This window comes from Mycobacterium sp. MYCO198283 (assembly GCF_021213805.1).
GTDB lineage: Bacteria > Actinomycetota > Actinomycetes > Mycobacteriales > Mycobacteriaceae > Mycobacterium.
Genome location: NZ_JAJQJI010000004.1, coordinates 45,644 through 61,823 on the forward strand (window position 1 = coordinate 45,644; position 16,180 = coordinate 61,823).

Genomic DNA, 16,180 nt, shown 5'->3' on the forward strand with positions numbered 1-16,180 from the left:
GGACACGGCGTCGATTCGGTGCCGTGTCCTGGCCGTTGTGGGGACGTCTCTCGCGCTATGTTCTCCGCAGTACACACAGACTCCGAATACCACCGACGCGATTCGTGTCATAGGTCGCAACCCGGCGGAACAAGCGGGTAGCGTCGATACCAACACCCAGCTCAGCTGGTCGGAACCACCCGCGACAGCGAACAGGAAGTAGGACTGCATCCACATGGCGCGCATCGGAGACGGCGGTGATCTGCTGAAGTGCTCGTTCTGCGGCAAGAGCCAGAAGCAGGTCAAGAAGCTCATCGCCGGTCCCGGCGTCTACATCTGCGACGAGTGCATCGACCTCTGCAACGAGATCATCGAGGAAGAGCTGGCCGACGCCGACGACGTAAAGCTCGATGAGCTGCCGAAACCGGCCGAGATCCGCGAGTTCCTCGAGGGCTACGTCATCGGGCAGGACAACGCCAAGCGGACCCTGGCCGTCGCGGTCTACAACCACTACAAGCGCATCCAGGCGGGCGAGAAGAGCCGCGACTCGCGGTCCGAGCCGGTGGAGCTCGCCAAGTCCAACATCCTGATGCTGGGCCCCACCGGCTGCGGCAAGACCTATCTGGCGCAGACGCTGGCGAAGATGCTCAACGTCCCGTTCGCCATCGCCGACGCCACGGCGCTCACCGAAGCCGGCTATGTGGGTGAGGACGTCGAGAACATCCTGCTGAAGCTGATCCAGGCCGCCGACTACGACGTCAAGCGGGCCGAGACCGGCATCATCTACATCGACGAGGTTGACAAGATCGCCCGCAAGAGCGAGAACCCGTCGATCACCCGCGACGTCTCCGGCGAGGGCGTGCAGCAGGCGCTGCTGAAGATCCTGGAGGGCACGCAGGCGTCGGTGCCGCCGCAGGGCGGCCGCAAGCACCCCCACCAGGAGTTCATCCAGATCGACACGACCAACGTGCTGTTCATCGTGGCGGGCGCGTTTGCCGGGTTGGAGCGGATCGTGTCCGACCGCGTCGGCAAGCGCGGCCTGGGCTTCGGCGCCGAGGTGCGGTCGAAGGCCGAGATCGACACGCAGGACCACTTCGCCGACGTCATGCCCGAGGACCTCATCAAGTTCGGCCTGATCCCGGAGTTCATCGGCCGCCTGCCGATCGTCGCGTCGGTGACGAACCTCGACAAGGATTCGCTGGTCCAGATCCTCTCGAAGCCGAAGAACGCGCTGGTGAAGCAGTACACCCGGCTGTTCGAGATGGACGGCGTGGAGCTGGAGTTCACCGCCGAGGCGCTCGAAGCCATCGCCGACCAGGCGATCCACCGCGGCACCGGCGCCCGTGGCCTGCGGGCCATCATGGAGGAAGTCCTGCTGCCGGTGATGTACGACATTCCCAGCCGCGACGACGTGGCGAAGGTGGTCGTCACCAAGGAGACCGTGCAGGACAACGTGCTGCCGACCATCGTGCCGCGCAAGCCGGCCCGCCCGGAGCGCCGGGACAAGAGCGCTTAAGTCACGACCCGGTCCGGCCGGGTGTAGACGTTCATCGACTCGCCCCGCAGGAACGCGACGAGGGTGAGGCCCGACTGCGCGGCGAGGTCGACGGCCAGCGACGACGGCGCCGACACGGCGGCCAGGATCGGGATGCCGGCCATCACCGCCTTCTGGGTCAGCTCGAACGACGCTCGCCCGCTCACCAGCAGCGTCGCGCCCGCCAGCGGCAGCCGGTCCTGCTCGACCGCCCAGCCGATGACCTTGTCGACGGCGTTGTGGCGTCCGACGTCCTCCCGCACCACCAGCAGGTCGCCCGTCGCGGCGAACAGCGCCGCCCCGTGCAGCCCGCCGGTGCTGGCGAACACCTTCTGCGCGGCGCGCAGCCGGTCGGGGAGCCCGGTCAGCGTGGTGGCGCCGACGACCACCGGGTCGTCGCCGGGGCAGTAGCGGCTGGTCTGCCGCACCGCGTCGAGTGACGCCTTGCCACACACCCCGCACGAACTGGTCGTGTAGAAGTGGCGCGTGACGTCGAGCGCCGGCGGTGCGACGTGCGGCGCGAGGGTGACGTCGAGGACGTTGTAGGTGTTTCGCCCGTCCGCGCCGGCGCCGCGGCAGTACCGCACCGTCACGACGTCGTCGCGGGCGCCGATGACGCCCTCGGTGAGCAGGAAGCCCTGCGCCAGTTGGACGTCGGCGCCGGGAGTCCGCATGGTCACGGTGACCGGCGCACCGTTCACCCGGATCTCCAGCGGCTCCTCCACCGCGAGCGTCTCGGGCCGCGACACCGCGGCGTCGGCGGTGACGTGACGCGCCCGCCGTCGCGTGGTGACCCTGCCCATCGGCCCAGCCTAGGCGGGTGATTCGACGATCTGCAGGACGCCCGCGCTCACTCCCGCGACGAACACCCGGCCAGTGAGCGGATCGACACCCACGGTGTAGGGGTTCTGCACCGTCGGTATGCGGGCGACCTCGCGCGGCGTCGCAGCGGCCATGTCGTAGCCGACCACCTCGTTGGTGCCCGACGACGCCACCCACAGCCGGTCGCGGGTGGCGTCATAGGCGATGCCGTAGGGCCCGCCGGGTTGCCGAACACTGCCCACCTCGCGGGGTTGCGGCCGCGGCGCGAACACGCGCACCGCGTCGCCGCGGGTGTCGGCGGCGATCATCCGGCCGTGGCGGTCGGCGACGAGGTGGGTAGGTCCGGCACCGGCAGGGGTGGACCCGACGATCGAGAGGTCACGGGTGTCGTACACGGTCAGGTCGTTCTTGCGGACGTCGAGCAGGCCCACCGAGGTCCCGACGGGCGCGAGCCCCGCCGGCTGCACGGAGTCGGTGAACACTCGCACGATGGCGTCGCCGCGCAGGACGGCGACGGTGCCGCCGAGCTCGTTCGCGACGAACACGGTGCCGTCGGGCGCCTGCGCGGCGTCGTGCGGGACGGTGCCGGTGAGGATCTGGGTGTGCGCCGCGCCGCCGGGCAGGTCGACCCGGACCAGCGCGTTCGCGCTCTCGACAGGCACCAGCACCGGTCCGCCCGGGCCGGCGAGCTGCAGGTGCCGGACGACACCGGGCAGCGGCGTGCGGGCCTTCACGGCACCGGTGTCCGCATCGAGCAGGACCAGTGCGTTCGGGTTGCGGGTGGCCACCGCGACGGTGCGGGTGAGCGCGTCGACGGCGACGCCCTCCGGTGCGACCCCGACGGGCACGGTGCGGCCCGCAGGCGGCCGTCCGGGTGCCGGGGCCCGCTGCGGTTCCGCCGGCGGCGGCAGGGTCTCGGTGGGTGGCCTGGCGCCGGTCGTCGGAACCCCCGAGGGGATCAGGCCGGTGGTGGTGGCGCTCGGGGCCGCCGCGGGCTGCGCCGGCTCCGGCGACGGCGGGGAGCAGCCTGCCAGGAGGCAGCAGGCGATGGCGGCGTGGCACACGACGATCCGCATGCCGACCGGATAGCCGACGCGGCAGCGGATACGCATCCGGTGCGATGACGGGTGGCTGACACGCACCGGGTCCTTAGAAATCGCCGTTCGAAGAAGTGACCAATACCACATTCGGACGGGTTACCCGCCGGTACACCTGTTGCGAGCAGCGCAGATGTCGCAAAGTGGTTGTGAGACACCGACGGCCGCCGTGTCTAAGTGTCTAAGGAAAGTGCAATAATCGGTACTGCGAGTGACATCAATTTGGTGTCCCGGGCCGCTCTGCCGCGTGAGGTGACCGCGAGGAGCGGTCGAATGCTGGGAAAGGTGGATCCATTGGAGCCCAACGGCAACGGCGCGCAGCCCGATCCCGCAGTGGCCGGGCGGACGAACGCAGGCACCCGGCAGCGGCTCGAGCGGGTCGTCATCAGGTTCGCGGGCGATTCCGGCGACGGCATGCAGCTCACCGGTGACCGCTTCACCTCCGAGGCGGCGCTGTTCGGCAACGACCTCGCGACGCAGCCGAACTATCCCGCCGAGATCCGGGCTCCGCAGGGCACACTGCCCGGCGTTTCGTCGTTCCAGATCCAGATCGCCGACTACGACATCCTCACCGCCGGCGACCGCCCCGACGTGCTCGTGGCGATGAACCCGGCCGCGCTGAAGGCCAACATCAAGGACCTGCCGCGCGGCGGGCTCGTCATCGCCAACTCCGACGAGTTCACCAAGCGCAACCTCGCCAAGGTCGGCTACGACGCGAACCCGCTGGAGACCGGCGAGCTCTCCGACTTCGTCGTGCAGTCGGTGGCGATGACATCGCTGACCCTGGGCGCCGTCGAGGTCATCGGCGCGTCGAAGAAGGACGGCCAGCGGGCGAAGAACATGTTCGCGCTCGGCCTGCTGTCCTGGATGTACGGCCGCGAGATCGCGCCGCAGGAGATCTACATCCGCGAGAAGTTCGCGCGCAAGCCCGAGGTCGCCGAGGTCAACGTGCTCGCGTTGCGCGCCGGCTGGAACTACGGCGAGACCACCGAGGCCTTCGGCACCACGTTCGAGGTGGCCCCCGCCAAGCTGCGCTCCGGTGAATACCGGCAGATCTCCGGCAACACCGCGCTGGCCTACGGCATCGTTGCGGCGGGCCAGCTCGCCGACACCCAGGTGGTGCTCGGCACCTATCCGATCACGCCCGCGTCGGACATCCTGCACGAGCTGTCGAAGCACAAGCAGTTCAACGTGCTCACCTTCCAGGCCGAGGACGAGATCGCCGGTATCGGTGCGGCCATCGGCGCGTCCTACGGCGGTGCGCTGGGCGTTACGAGCACCTCCGGGCCCGGTATCGCGCTGAAGGCCGAGGCGATCGGCCTCGCGGTGATGACCGAGTTGCCGCTCGTCGTCATCGACGTGCAGCGCGGCGGCCCGTCGACCGGACTTCCCACCAAGACCGAACAGGCCGATCTGCTGCAGGCGCTGTTCGGCCGCAACGGCGAATCGCCGGTGGCCGTGCTGGCGCCGCGCTCGCCGTCGGACTGCTTCGAGGTCGCCGTCGAGGCGTCGCGCATCGCGCTCACCTACCGCACGCCCGTGATGATCCTGTCCGACGGCGCCATCGCCAACGGCTCGGAGCCGTGGCGGATCCCGGACGTGTCGACCTACCCGCCCATCGAGCGCACCGTCGCCGCGGCCGGGGAGGATTTCCAGCCCTACGCGCGTGACCCCGAGACGTTGGCCCGGCAGTTCGCGATTCCGGGCACGCCCGGCCTCGAGCACCGCATCGGCGGCCTGGAGAAGGCGAACGGCTCCGGCAACATCTCCTACGAGCCGAAGAACCACGACCTCATGGTCCGGCTGCGGCAGGCAAAGATCGACGGCATCGCCGTCCCCGACCTCGAGGTCGACGACCCGTCGGGTGAGGCGGAGCTGCTGCTCATCGGCTGGGGGAGCAGCTACGGGCCCATCGGCGAGGCGTGCCGGCGTGCGCGCCGCGCCGGCATGAAGGTCGCCCACGCACACCTGCGCCACCTGAATCCGCTGCCGCGAAACACCGGAGACGTGCTGCGCGGCTACTCGACGGTGGTGGCGCCGGAGATGAACCTCGGCCAGCTGGCGATGCTGCTGCGCGCCAAGTACCTGGTGGACGTGCAGTCGGTCACCAAGGTCGAAGGCATGGCGTTCCTCGCCGACGAGGTGGAAGGCATCATCGCCGCCGCCCTCGACGGGACGCTGGCCGAAAAGGAAAGCGACAAGGCCAAATTCGCGCGGCTGGCGGCAGCCACCGTGAGCACTGGCGTAGGAGCGGATGTATGACAGACCTGATCAGCGGCGGCCTCGCCGGTACCGATCTCGGGTTGACCGGGATCAGCGGTGTCCCCACGACGGACACGCCGCAGAAGGGCAAGGACTTCACCAGCGACCAGGAGGTGCGCTGGTGCCCGGGCTGCGGTGACTACGTCATCCTCAACACCATCCGGAACTTCCTGCCGGAGCTGGGGCTGCGCCGCGAGAACATGGTGTTCGTCAGCGGCATCGGCTGCTCCAGCCGGTTCCCGTACTACCTGGAGACCTACGGCCTGCACTCCATCCACGGCCGCGCCCCCACCATTGCGACCGGGCTCGCGCTGGCCCGCCCGGACCTGTCGGTGTGGGTGGTCACCGGTGACGGCGACTCGCTGTCCATCGGCGGCAACCACCTCATCCATGCGCTGCGGCGCAACATCAACCTCAAGATCCTGCTGTTCAACAACCGGATCTACGGGCTGACCAAGGGCCAGTACTCGCCGACCTCGGAGGTCGGCAAGGTCACCAAGTCGACCCCGATGGGATCGCTGGACTACCCGTTCAACCCCGCGTCCCTGGCGCTGGGCGCCGAGGCGTCGTTCTTCGGGCGGGCGCTCGATTCCGACCGCAAGGGCCTCACGGAAGTGCTTCGCGCCGCCGCACAGCATCGCGGGTCGGCGCTGGTGGAGATCCTGCAGGACTGCCCGATCTTCAACGACGGCTCGTTCGACGTGCTCCGCAAGGAAGGCTCGGAGGAGCGCGTCATCAACGTCCGGGCCGGCGAACCCATCACGTTCGGCAACGACGGCGAATACTGCGTTGTGAAGTCCGGTTTCGGCCTGGACGTCGCCAAGACGGCCGAGGTGTCCCGCGACGAGATCGTGGTCCACGATCCGGCGCAGCGCGACTCGGCGTACGCGTTCGCGCTGTCCCGGCTGTCGGACCAGAACCTGGACCACACCGTCATGGGGATCTTCCGGCAGGTGAACCGTCCCACCTACGACGACCTGGCCCGCGACCAGATCAAGGTGGCGCGCGAGAAGACGCCGCACGACCAGGCGGCACTGCAGTCGCTGCTTCGCGGCCGCGACACCTGGACCGTCGACTAACGTTCCACCCGTGACGTCGGGAGCCCCATTGGCCGCCATCGTGCTGGCCGGTGGGGCTTCTCGGCGCATGGGCCGCGACAAGGCGACGCTGCTCTACGACGCCGGGTCGGGACCCGTCACGCTCGTCGAGCATGTGGTCTCCGTGGTCGCCCAGCGGTGCGATCCGGTTTTCGTCATGGCCGCCCAGGGGCAGCCGCTGCCGGAGTTGCCGGTGCCGGTGCTGCGCGACGAAGTGCGTGGCGTGGGCCCGCTGCTCGCGACCGGGCGCGGGCTGCGGGCAGCCGCCGCGGCCGGCTGCGAGCGTGCGTTCGTGTGCGCCGTCGACATGCCGCACCTGACCGTCGACCTGATCGACGACCTCGCGCGGCGCCGCGGTGCGGACGTGGTGTTGCCGTGGGACGGCCGCGACCACTACCTCGCGGCGATTTACTCCACCGCCCTGGTGCCGCTCGTCGACGCCCTCATCGCTCGCGGTGAGCGCAGCATGCGCGCCCTCGCGGACGCCGCGCTGACCCAGCGCATCGTGATGGCGCGGACGCCTGTGCTGGCGAATGTCAACTCGCCGGCCGATCTCGGATAGCGCACGGGCATTGTCAGCAAACTGCTGACGTCTCTTCACCCGCCGAACGGCGTTCGGTGGCGGACGTCCAGGTTCCGTCATCTGCCGATATCAGCGCGGTATTCGACGCTAGCGCCGGTTGCGCCTCGCGTCCCCGGGTCGGTGAGCGGCGACCGATCGGCAGTCGCGGGGTTGCCGCGCTCCGAACGTGTCGCTCTTGATGAAACTTTTGCTGCCGCAGCGGCTTTGAGTCCGAGTGGCCGGAGTCGGAGCGGGCAACACGTCAAACGAGTTGCGCGGCAAGTATTTTGACAGCAAACCGGTAACCGGTGTGATGTGGCGTTGGTCACCCCTGGACCGGCCACGGGCCGATCTTCGCTGGTGAACCGCGCTTTCACCGGCAGGCGTGCACGCGTGTGAACCTGTGCCCCGCTTCACAAAAACACCGTGAGTTGAGTCACGACGGGTTTATCCCGCAGCCTCGACGAGGCTTCTCAGAATTTCTCAGCTGGCCTGCACAGACGCCTCTCAGGTTCGGCCGAGATCGGTTCGTGATCGGCGCGAGATGGCCGAGTCGGCGAGATGACTTCCACGAAAACGCCGCCTACGGTCCCTAACGGCTCGTGAAGAGCAAACAAGTTCACATCACGAAAAACTGCGTGTGAGCGCGTGGCGGGCGTACTGACGCCGCCGCGGCCGGGGAAGCTCCCGGTGAGGTCGAGGACCTCCGCTGCTGTGCCGGACAGAGACGGCACGGTCCACCGCCCCCCTGAAGTACCCGACCGGCCGGGGACGCCAAACCCCGCTCGGCTGCAGGTGGTGCGCGCTCGGCGAAAGGAAGAATGTGCCAAGCATCCGCAAGACGCTCGTGACGGCCTCGATCACCGGTGCCCTGGCGGCGGTTCCGTTCGGGCTGTCCAGCGCCACCGCGAATGCGGACAGCGTCAACTGGGACGCGGTCGCCGCATGCGAGTCCGGCGGCAACTGGGGCATCAGCACCGGTAACGGCTACTACGGCGGCCTGCAGTTCACCATGGGCACCTGGCGTGCCAACGGCGGCTCGGGCAACCCGGCGCACGCCTCGCGCGAGGAGCAGATCCGCGTCGCGGAGAACGTCCTCGACTCGCAGGGCCTGGGCGCCTGGCCGGTCTGCGGCGGCCACGGCTGACGCGGCAGCGCCGGTGCCGGGCCGCGGCCCGGCACCGGCCGCCTCAGCCGCTGGCGACCAGCTGACTCGTCGGATGTGCGGTCATGCCGGCGCCAGCTCACGCGTCGACGGCATCCGAAACGCATCCCGCGAGGCGACACTCGCCAGGTGGCGATCCACGAGCGCGTCGGGCATCAGCACCGTGCTGCGCGCCAGCAGGCTCGACAGCGCCGCCGGACGCAGGTTCAGCGCCCGGCCCACCAGCTTCGACTCACGCACCACCGCCGCGACCCGGGGCCGCCGATAGGCGACGAATCGGGTGAACGCGGCGCTCAGGGTCCCCGCGCCGTCGACGAACGCACCGAGGATCGCCGCATCCTCGAGCGCCTGACAGCCGCCCTGCCCGAGGTGCGGACGCATCGCGTGCGCGGCGTCCCCGACCAGTACCACCGGGCCGCGCGCCCACACCCGCGCCGCATCGCGGTCATAGACGTCGTGCCGCAATACGTCCGCGGGATCCGTGCTCGCCAGCAGCGTCGGGATGGGCTCCGCCCAGTCGGCGAAGCGCTGCCGGAGATGAGGAAGCTCGCCGCCGGCCGACACTTCGCCCTCCGGCGCGTGCCGGCTGGCGAACCAGTAGGTGTGGTCCGGCCCCAGCGGCACATGCCCGAACTCGACCGACGGCCCGAGTGTCTCGCCCGCCAGCGCCGGGTCGAGCCGATGCGCGGCCACCCCACGCCAGGCGGTGTAACCGACATAGCGCGCGCCGAGCGGGCCGTTGAGATGACGGGCGGCCACCGAGCCCACGCCGTCGGCCCCGACCACCCCGGTCGCCTCGCACACCGAGCCGTCGCCCAGGTGCAGGCGAACGCCGCCGGCCACGATCGTCAGCCGCTCGACGGCGCTGCCGCGCTGCACGGTGCCGGGCGCCAGCGCGTCGGCCAGCGCCCGGGTGAGCAGGCTGCGCCGCACCACCGACAGCGGCTCGCCCAAGCTGGCGACGAGCCGGTCGGCCGAACCGCGGCGCAGCCACCGGCCGTCGCGCCACCGGATCGCGCCACCGGAAACGCCGCCCCCGACCGCCCGCACCTGCGCGCCCACCCCGAGCTCGTCCAGCGCGGCCAGCGCGTTCGGCCAGATGCTGATGCCGGCGCCCGACGAGGTGTCGAGCTGCTGCTCGAGCACGGCGACGTCATGGCCGCGGCGCTGCAGCGCGACCGCCGTCGCCAGGCCGGCGATACCGGCCCCGATGACGACGATGCGCTGAGCCATGGGTTGCACTGTGCTCGCCGGACCGCGACGGCGCAACGGCCGCGCCGGTACGTTGACGGCATGGCCGCAGCGGAGCGCGAACTCGACCTGGTGCTGTTCGGAGCGACCGGATTCGTCGGCAAGCTCACCGCCCAGTACCTGGCCGGCCGGGGCGGCGCTCGGATCGCGCTCGCGGGTCGCTCGCCGGACAAGCTCGCCGCCGTGCGCGACGAGCTGGGGCCGGCGGCCGCGGACTGGCCGGTGCTGACGGCGGACACCTCGGATCCGGCGACGCTCGCCGCGATGGCGGCGCGCACGCAGGTCGTCGTCACCACGGTGGGCCCCTACACCCGCTACGGCCTGCCGGTGGTCGAGGCCTGCGCCGCCGCCGGCACGGACTACGCCGACCTGACCGGCGAGCCGATGTTCGTCCGCAACAGCATCGACAACTTCCACGAGCAGGCGCTCGACACCGGCGCACGGATCGTGCACTCCTGCGGGTTCGACTCCATCCCGTCGGACATCACGGTGTACGCCCTGCACCGGCGCGCGCTCGAGGACGGTACGGGTGACCTGCTGGACACCGATTTCGTGGTGCTCGGCATGTCCGGCGGACTCTCGGGCGGCACGGCCGCGTCGGCGGTGGAGATGATGCGCACGGCCTCCACCGACCCCGCCGCCCGCCGCGCGGTGTTCGACCCCTACACGCTCAGCCCGGACCGCGAGGCGGAGCCCGACCTCGGCCGCCAACCCGATCTGCCGTGGCGACGGGGCGCCGACATCGCGCCCGAATTGGCCGGGCTGTGGACAGCGGGCTTCTTCATGGCGCCCTACAACACCCGGATCGTCCGCCGCAGCAACGCCCTGCAGGACTACGCCTACGGCCGACGATTCCGCTACACCGAGAGCATGAGCGTCGGCTCGTCGCCGGCCGCCCCGGCGCTGTCGGCGGCGGTGTCCGGCGTCGGCATCGCGGCCTTCGCGCTGGGCTCCAGGTTCTTCCGCTACCTGCCCCGCGCCGTCGTCGAGCGGGTGACGCCCGCGTCGGGCAGCGGACCCAGCGAACGCGCCCGCGAGCGCGGGTATTACCGCGCCGCGACCTACACGACCACCTCGACGGGCGCCCGGTACCGGGCCGAGATCGCGCAGCGCGGCGACCCCGGCTACAAGGCGACCGCGGTGCTGCTCGGTGAGAGCGGGCTGGCGCTGGCCCTCGACCGTGACCGGCTCGCCGACCGGTACGGCGTCTTGACCCCCGCCGCGGCCATGGGGGACGCGCTGCTGGCCAGGCTGCCCGACGCGGGGGTGTCCCTGAGCGTGACCCGGCTCGACGGCGGGAGCTGACGGCGGGCGCACCGCCGCTGCCGGTGGCGCAGGTCACCCGATCGCCCAGCCGACCGGCGCCGCAGCCCCCTTCCTAGAATTGAGCGGTGACCGCCGACTCCACAGCCCCCGACGCCCTGCCCAAGACGTGGGAGCCGGCCGCGGTCGAGGCCGAGCTGTACCAACGCTGGGTCGATGCCGGCTACTTCACCCCTGACTTCGACGGCGACAAGCCGCCCTACTCGATCGTGCTGCCGCCGCCCAACGTCACGGGCAGCCTGCACATGGGGCACGCGCTCGACCACACGCTGATGGACGCGCTCACCCGGCGCAAGCGCATGCAGGGCTACGACGTGCTGTGGCTGCCCGGCATGGACCACGCCGGCATCGCGACGCAGACCGTCGTCGAGAAACAGCTGGCGGCCGACGGCAGAACCAAGGAAGACCTGGGCCGCGAGCGCTTCATCGACAAGGTGTGGGACTGGAAGCGGGAGTCCGGCGGCACCATCGGCGCGCAGATGCGCCGCCTGGGGGACGGGGTCGACTGGTCGCGCGACCGGTTCACCATGGACGAGGGCCTGTCGCGCGCCGTCCGCACCATCTTCAAACGGCTCTACGACGCCGGACTGATCTACCAGGCCGAACGGCTGGTCAACTGGTCGCCGGTGCTGGAGACCGCGATCAGCGACCTCGAGGTGCGCTACTCCGACGTCGAAGGCGAGCTGGTGTCGTTCCGGTACGGCTCCATGGACGACGACGAGCCGCACATCGTCGTCGCGACCACGCGCCTGGAGACCATGCTCGCCGACACCGCGATCGCGGTCCACCCGGCGGACCAGCGCTACCACCACCTCGTCGGCAAGACGCTGCCGCATCCGTTCGTCGATCGCGAGATCCGCATCGTCGCCGACGCCCACGTGGATCCAGAATTCGGCACCGGCGCCGTCAAGGTCACTCCCGCGCACGACCCGAACGACTTCGAGATCGGCGTCCGGCACGCGCTGCCGATGCCGACGATGATGGACACCAAGGGACGCGTCGCCCAGACGGGCACCGAGTTCGACGGGCTGGACCGCTTCGAAGCGCGCGTCGCGGTGCGCGAAGCCCTTGCCGCACAAGGCCGCATCGTCGCCGAGAAGCGGCCGTACCTGCACAGCGTCGGGCACTCCGAGCGCAGCGGCGAGCCGATCGAGCCGCGGCTGAGCCTGCAGTGGTGGGTGCGCGTCGAAGGGCTGGCGAAGGCGGCGGGCGACGCGGTTCGCCGCGGCGACACCGTGATCCACCCGGCAAGCCTGGAACCGCGCTGGTTCGGCTGGGTCGACAACATGCACGACTGGTGCATCTCGCGCCAGCTCTGGTGGGGTCACCGCATCCCGATCTGGCACGGCCCGAACGGCGAAAAGGTGTGCGTCGGACCGGACGAGACGCCGCCGCAGGGTTGGGAGCAGGACCCCGACGTGCTCGACACCTGGTTCTCGTCGGCGTTGTGGCCGTTCTCGACGATGGGCTGGCCGGACCGCACGCCCGAGCTCGAGAAGTTCTATCCCACCACCGTTCTCGTCACCGGTTACGACATCCTGTTCTTCTGGGTGGCCCGGATGATGATGTTCGGCATGTTCGTCGCCGACGACGCCGCGATCACCCTCGACGGTGCCCGCGAACCGCAGGTGCCGTTCCGGAATGTGTTCTTACACGGGCTGATTCGCGACGAGTTCGGCCGCAAGATGAGCAAATCGCGCGGCAACGGCATCGACCCGCTCGACTGGGTGGAGCGCTACGGCGCCGATGCGCTGCGCTTCACGCTGGCGCGCGGCGCCAACCCGGGCGGTGACCTGTCGGTGGGTGACGACCACGCTCGGGCGTCGCGGAACTTCGCGACGAAGATCTTCAACGCCACCCGGTTCGCGTTGATCAACGGCGCCGCCCCGGCGCCGCTGCCCGCCGCCGCCGACCTCACCGACGCCGACCGCTGGATCCTCGGCCGGCTCGACCAGGTGCTCGCCGAGGTCGACTCGGCGTTCGAGAGCTACGAGTTCAACCGGGCCTGCGAGGCGCTGTACCACTTCGCCTGGGACGAGGTCTGCGACTGGTACCTGGAACTGGCCAAGGTGGCGCTGGCCGAAGGGGAGGCGCACACCAACGCGGTGCTGGCCGTCGTGCTGGACTCGCTGCTGCGCCTGCTGCATCCGGTGATGCCCTTCGTCACCGAGACGCTGTGGACGACGCTGACGGGCGGCGAGTCGGTGGTCGTCGCCGAGTGGCCGTCGCCGGTGGGCCTCGGCTGGGACGACGCCGCCGCGCGGCGCATCGCCGACACCCAGAAGCTGGTCACCGAGATCCGCCGCTTCCGCAGCGACCAGGGGCTCGCCGACCGGCAGCGGGTGCCCGCGCGGCTCAGCGCGCTCGACGACGCGGACCTGCAGCAGCAGGCGGCGGCGGTCACCGCGCTGGCGTGGCTCAAGCCGGCGGGCGAACAGTTCACCCCCACCGCGTCCGTCGAGGTCCGGCTCCAGCGGGGCACCGTCGTCGTCGAGCTGGACACGTCCGGCACCGTCGACGTCGAGGCCGAGCGTCGGCGGCTGCAGAAGGACCTCGCCGCGGCCGAAAAGGAGCTCGCGAGCACCAGCGGGAAGCTCGGCAACGAGAAGTTCCTGGCCAAGGCTCCGACCGAGGTGGTCGACAATATCCGGGCCCGCGCCGCGCTGGCCCGCGAGGAGGTCGACCGCATCACGGCCCGGCTGGCCGAGCTGTCGAAGTGACCGCCCCGGAGCCCACCCCCGACGAGATCGCGGCGCTGCTGCAGGTCGAGCACCTGCTCGACGCCCGCTGGCCGGAGACCAAGATCGAGCCGTCGCTGACGCGGATCGCGGCGCTCATGGAGCTGCTCGGCTCGCCGCAGCGCAGCTACCCGGCCATCCACATCGCCGGCACCAACGGCAAGACGTCGGTCGCCCGCATGGTCGACGCGTTGCTGACCGCGCTGCACCGCCGCACCGGGCGCACCACCAGCCCCCACCTGCAGTCGGCGGTGGAACGCATCGCGATCGACGGCTCGCCGATCAGCCCGGCGCGCTACGTCGAGGTGTATCGCGAGCTGGAGCCGTTCGTGGCGCTGGTCGACGAGCAGTCGCAGGCCGGCGGCGGGCCGGCGATGAGCAAGTTCGAGGTGCTCACCGCGATGGCGTTCGCGGCGTTCGCCGACGCGCCCGTCGACATCGCCGTCGTGGAGGTGGGGCTCGGTGGCCGGTGGGACGCCACCAACGTCGTCGACGCGCCGGTCGCGGTGATCACGCCCATCGGCCTCGACCACACCGAATACCTCGGTCCCGACGTCGCTTCCATCGCCGGCGAGAAGGCGGGCATCATCAAGCGCGCCGCGGACGGCCTGGTGCCCGTCGACACGGTGGCGGTGATCGCCCGCCAGCAGCCCGCGGCGATGGAGGTGCTGCTGCGGCGTGCCGTCGAGGCCGACGCCGCCGTCGCCCGCGAGGACTCGGAGTTCGCGGTGCTCGGGCGGCAGGTCGCCGTCGGCGGTCAGCTGCTGCAGTTGCAGGGGCTCGGCGGCGTGTACCCGGAGATCTTCCTGCCGCTGCACGGCGAACACCAGGCGCACAACGCGGTCGTCGCCCTGGCGGCGGTGGAGGCGTTCTTCGGCGCCGGCGCGGCGCGCCAGCTCGACGCCGACGCGGTGCGGGCCGGGTTCGCCGCCGTCTCCAGCCCGGGCCGGCTCGAGCGGGTCCGCACGGCGCCGTCCGTGTTCGTCGACGCCGCCCACAACCCCGCCGGCGCCCGGGCCCTCGCCGATGCCCTGCGCAGCGAGTTCGACTTCCGGATGCTGGTGGGTGTGGTGGCGGTGCTGGCGGACAAGGATGTGTCGGGGATCCTCGCGGCGCTGGAGCCGGTGTTCGACCACGTGGTCGTCACCGCCAACGGGTCGCCGCGCGCGCTGGAGGTCGACGTGCTCGCCGACCTCGCCGCCGAACAGTTCGGTCAGGAGCGGGTCGTCACCGCGGCGACGCTGCCGGACGCGATCGAGACCGCCATCGCGATCGTCGAGGAGTCCGCCGAGGCGGGCGACGGATACGGCGGCACCGGCGTCGTCGTCACGGGTTCGGTGGTCACCGCCGGCGCCGCGCGCACGCTGTTCGGAAAGGACCCGCAATGAGCGAGCCGGCCAGCCAGGCCCCCGACCCGTGGAAGAGCTTCCGCGGCGTGATGGCCGGCACCCTGATCCTCGAGGCGATCGTCATCGGCCTCGCGATCCCGGTGGTCAACGTGCTGTCCGGCGGCCTGACCGCCACCTCGGGCGGCTTCCTGATCGGCTTCGCGGTGCTGCTGCTCCTGCTGTCGGGGATGCAGGGCCGGCCGTGGGCCATCTGGGTGAACCTCGCGCTGCAGGCGGTGCTGGTGGCCGCGGTGTTCATCCACCCGGCCATCGGTTTCGTCGGAGTGCTGTTCGCCGTGGTGTGGGCCGTCATCGCCTACCTGCGGTCCGAGGTGCTGCGGCGGCAGCGGCGCGGTTTGCTGCCCGGGCAGCGCCAACCGCCGCCGTGAGGGGGGAAGCTACGCTGTCCGTCGTGACTGAGCGGACGCTGGTGTTGATCAAGCCCGACGGTGTGCAGCGCCGGCTCGTGGGAGAGATCTTGCGACGGATCGAGAACAAGGGTCTGACGCTCGTGGCGTTGGAGCAGAAGCGGGTCGACGCCGAGTTGGCCCGCCGGCACTACGCCGAGCACGAGGGCAAGCCGTTCTTCGATTCGCTGCTGGAGTTCATCACCTCCGGCCCCGTGGTGAGCGCGGTATTGGAGGGCCCCCGCGCCATCGCCGCGTTCCGCCAGCTCGCCGGCGGGACCGATCCGGTGGAGAAGGCGACGCCGGGCACCATCCGCGGCGATCTCGGCCTGGAGACGCAGTTCAACCTCGTGCACGGCTCCGATTCGCCGGAGTCCGCGCAGCGCGAGATCGCGCTCTGGTTCCCGGGGCTTTAGCCACCGCGGCGTAACCCCGCCGTGGCGTGTGGGATACTGGCCCCCGGGTAGCCGTTTCCCAGCCCGATCGGGGCCGGCCACCCGGATGAAGATTTGAGACGAGCGCGACCATCGTCAACCGGCGGTGCGGCGCCGACCG

At 70.7% G+C, this 16,180-nt stretch carries 12 protein-coding genes and 1 pseudogene; 10 read left to right on the top strand and 3 right to left on the bottom strand.

Translation table 11 applies throughout. The annotated features are described in order from the left end of the window. Nucleotides 1-214: 214 nt before the first annotated feature. Entirely contained in the window at nucleotides 215-1,495 is a 1,281-nt protein-coding gene (gene clpX, locus LV457_RS09220) for an ATP-dependent Clp protease ATP-binding subunit ClpX (protein WP_232170502.1), read from the top strand. Here clpX and fdhD read toward each other — a convergent pair. Beyond that, nucleotides 1,492-2,316, bottom strand: a complete 825-nt coding sequence (gene fdhD / locus LV457_RS09225; protein WP_232170503.1) for a formate dehydrogenase accessory sulfurtransferase FdhD — start codon at nucleotides 2,314-2,316, stop codon at nucleotides 1,492-1,494. The two genes, clpX and fdhD, sit on opposite strands and share 4 nt — an antisense overlap. Nucleotides 2,317-2,325: 9 nt before the next feature. Continuing rightward, the gene (locus LV457_RS09230; RefSeq protein ID WP_232170504.1) at nucleotides 2,326-3,447 is read right to left on the bottom strand and encodes a YncE family protein; all 1,122 of its coding nucleotides are present in this window, start codon (nucleotides 3,445-3,447) and stop codon (nucleotides 2,326-2,328) included. A gap of 279 nt (nucleotides 3,448-3,726) precedes the next feature. Between LV457_RS09230 and LV457_RS09235 the strand changes: the two genes are divergently transcribed. From LV457_RS09235 to LV457_RS09250, 4 genes and pseudogenes are all read left to right on the top strand, one after another. Then, entirely contained in the window at nucleotides 3,727-5,694 is a 1,968-nt protein-coding gene (locus LV457_RS09235; protein WP_232170908.1) for a 2-oxoacid:acceptor oxidoreductase subunit alpha, read from the top strand. Continuing rightward, on the top strand, nucleotides 5,691-6,773 hold the full coding sequence (locus LV457_RS09240; protein ID WP_232170505.1) for a 2-oxoacid:ferredoxin oxidoreductase subunit beta: 1,083 nt from the start codon (nucleotides 5,691-5,693) through the stop codon (nucleotides 6,771-6,773). Before LV457_RS09235 ends, LV457_RS09240 begins: the two co-directional genes overlap by 4 nt. A 10-nt stretch (nucleotides 6,774-6,783) precedes the next feature. After that, nucleotides 6,784-7,353, top strand: coding sequence for a molybdenum cofactor guanylyltransferase (mobA, locus tag LV457_RS09245; RefSeq protein WP_308192181.1), 570 nt, complete (start codon nucleotides 6,784-6,786; stop codon nucleotides 7,351-7,353). Between the two features lie 913 nt (nucleotides 7,354-8,266). Beyond that, nucleotides 8,267-8,500, top strand: a pseudogene (locus tag LV457_RS09250) (transglycosylase family protein); the annotation flags it as partial. A gap of 81 nt (nucleotides 8,501-8,581) precedes the next feature. Here LV457_RS09250 and LV457_RS09255 read toward each other — a convergent pair. Further along, entirely contained in the window at nucleotides 8,582-9,751 is a 1,170-nt protein-coding gene (locus tag LV457_RS09255) for an FAD-dependent oxidoreductase (protein WP_232170506.1), read from the bottom strand. A gap of 60 nt (nucleotides 9,752-9,811) precedes the next feature. Here LV457_RS09255 and LV457_RS09260 point away from each other — a divergent pair, with 60 nt between their 5' ends. From LV457_RS09260 to ndk, 5 genes are all read left to right on the top strand, one after another. Beyond that, the gene (locus tag LV457_RS09260; protein WP_232170507.1) at nucleotides 9,812-11,074 is read left to right on the top strand and encodes a trans-acting enoyl reductase family protein; all 1,263 of its coding nucleotides are present in this window, start codon (nucleotides 9,812-9,814) and stop codon (nucleotides 11,072-11,074) included. A gap of 86 nt (nucleotides 11,075-11,160) precedes the next feature. Continuing rightward, entirely contained in the window at nucleotides 11,161-13,812 is a 2,652-nt protein-coding gene (locus LV457_RS09265; protein ID WP_232170508.1) for a valine--tRNA ligase, read from the top strand. Next, nucleotides 13,809-15,218: a folylpolyglutamate synthase/dihydrofolate synthase family protein gene (locus LV457_RS09270; protein WP_232170509.1), complete on the top strand. Its 1,410-nt coding sequence runs from the start codon at nucleotides 13,809-13,811 to the stop codon at nucleotides 15,216-15,218. The genes LV457_RS09265 and LV457_RS09270 overlap by 4 nt, the downstream gene beginning before the upstream one ends. Further along, nucleotides 15,215-15,607, top strand: a complete 393-nt coding sequence (locus LV457_RS09275; RefSeq protein ID WP_232170510.1) for a DUF4233 domain-containing protein — start codon at nucleotides 15,215-15,217, stop codon at nucleotides 15,605-15,607. The genes LV457_RS09270 and LV457_RS09275 overlap by 4 nt, the downstream gene beginning before the upstream one ends. Nucleotides 15,608-15,630: 23 nt before the next feature. Then, on the top strand, nucleotides 15,631-16,041 hold the full coding sequence (gene ndk / locus LV457_RS09280; RefSeq protein WP_232170511.1) for a nucleoside-diphosphate kinase: 411 nt from the start codon (nucleotides 15,631-15,633) through the stop codon (nucleotides 16,039-16,041). Nucleotides 16,042-16,180 lie beyond the last annotated feature (139 nt).